General features: G+C 76.1%; 3 protein-coding genes. 2 read left to right on the plus strand and 1 reads right to left on the minus strand.

All coding sequences use genetic code 11. From position 1 onward, the window contains the following. The coding region (locus GTW08_RS11335; RefSeq protein WP_161151884.1) for a glutamate-cysteine ligase family protein at positions 1-916 on the minus strand (916 nt) is incomplete at its 3' end. A 182-nt stretch (positions 917-1,098) separates the two neighbouring features. Here GTW08_RS11335 and GTW08_RS11340 point away from each other — a divergent pair. Beyond that, the gene (locus tag GTW08_RS11340) at positions 1,099-1,266 is read left to right on the plus strand and encodes a hypothetical protein (RefSeq protein ID WP_157818254.1); all 168 of its coding nucleotides are present in this window, start codon (positions 1,099-1,101) and stop codon (positions 1,264-1,266) included. A gap of 4 nt (positions 1,267-1,270) precedes the next feature. Next, the coding region (locus GTW08_RS11345; protein ID WP_161151885.1) for a hypothetical protein at positions 1,271-1,860 on the plus strand (590 nt) is incomplete at its 3' end.

Below are 1,860 nucleotides of genomic sequence, written 5' to 3' on the forward strand. Positions count from 1 at the left end.
TCGCGTCCGGGGTCCGACGCCGGCCGGGCAGCGTGTCGTCGCGCAGCAGACCGGTCAGCAGGCTCAGCAGCGCCGCGGGCAGGTCGGTGCCCACGCCGTCGGCGGGCTCCTCCCCCGCGACCGCCGGGACGGCGTCGAACGCCTTGAACTCGATCCGCCCCACCTCCCCGGGGATGCCCGCGTGCCGCACCAGGCTGGGGTCGGTCACCATCAGCGGGGCGTCGGGCGGCAGGTAGGCCAGCGCCGCCGGGCGCGCCCCGGTGCGACGCGCGGTGCGTGCCGACAGCCCGCCCCAGACACGGCCGTCGCGGAACGGTGAGGAGAACGACCACGGCACCAGGTAGGGGCTGTAGAAGGTCAGCTTCGCCGCCGCGTCGGCCAGCACGGCGGGGTCGGTGCCCGACTCGGGGAACGACAGGTTCAGGTCCGGCCCCCAGGTCACCATGTGCAGGTGCGAGGTCCGCTCCTCCGGCGAGGCCGCCATCAGCGCCCGCTCGTGGGCGTTCGGCGGCGGGTCCAGCCGGTAGGCCGACAGCTGCGGGTGGTGGGCGAACGCGACGGGGCGCAGTCCGTGCCGGGCGGCCACCGCGGCCAGGGTGACCGCGTCGGCGGCCAGCGCGTCGACGGCGGCCTCGACCGAGTCGTGCACGCGGGTCCGGATCTCGATGCCCTTGGGGTCGAACCGGAGCAGCCCGCCGTTCTCGTCGAGGCGCTCGTAGCCCTCGGCGTACCAACGCTTGCGGCGGATGCCGGCGTCGCCGATCCGCAGGTCCGGCTGGTCCCCGGGCAGCTCCGGCAGCTCGTCCACGATCGCCGCGACCTGAGCGTGGGTCAGCGACCGGTGGTCGGCCACCGTCCCGTCGTCCCGCAGCAGCGCGAGCTCGTGCTCGAGCCCGTAGCGCGCCTCGCCCCGCATCGACCACCCCCGGTCCCCGTCCTGGCACAGGACGTTACCGAGGTCGGGCCCGGCGCCGGCTGTGATCCGTCCCGGCCTCCTCCTCACCCGTTCCGCCCTGGACAACCCCGCGCCGAACGGTCAGCCTGGTGACGGCGGCCACTCCACCAGGTGGCCGGGACCCGGAGCACACGGGAGGCGTCATGAGGCTGGGCCGCAAGATCTCCGAGGGATTCGCCGTGGACCACGAGGCCGACCGGGTGGCCGACGCCCAGGAGCGCCCGCGCCCGGCGCGCGCCGTCGAGCCCGAGTTCACCGAGTGGACGCCGGCCGCCCCGCAGCCGGCGCACTCGGGGTCCCGCGAGGACTGACCGGGTGCGCGGGCTGTTCCGCCGGACCCCGCTGGAGTACCCGACCGGCCCGCTGGAGGGCCACAAGCTGGCGTTCCCGATGCTGTCCGCGGACGGCACGACGGCGGGCTTCAGCGGTGTGACGCTCGGGCGGGCGCACGTCTACCGCACCGTCGACGACGCGGTGTGTGCGCACGGTTGCCGGCACGCCTGCCCGTCGCGGTGGTGCGACTGCGGGTTCTACTGCTTCCACACCGCCGACGACGCCCGCGAGCTGGCGTGCGCGCCCGAGCACCAGGGCGCGATCCTGCTCGAGGTGGCCGTCTCCGGCCGGTTCCGTCGCTACGAGCTGGGCCTGCGCTACGCCCGGCAGCGGGTGCGCACGATCCGGATGCGGGCCTGCCGCTGCGGGGCGCGGGTCGCGGTGCTGGCCGACACCGGATCCGGGCAGCACGGCTGGCGCCGGCTGGAACCGGTGTGCCTGCGGTGCGCCGGGGCGCGCCCGGTGCTGTCGGCGCAGCGCTTCGCCGAGCTGGCCGAGCTCACCCTGCTGCCCGACGACGTCGCGGCGGGCCCGCTGACCACGCCCGACGACGCGGCGGGGTTCGCCGAGCA

It is taken from the genome of Pseudonocardia sp. SID8383 (genome assembly GCF_009864975.1).
In the GTDB taxonomy this organism is placed as follows: domain Bacteria; phylum Actinomycetota; class Actinomycetes; order Mycobacteriales; family Pseudonocardiaceae; genus Pseudonocardia; species Pseudonocardia alni.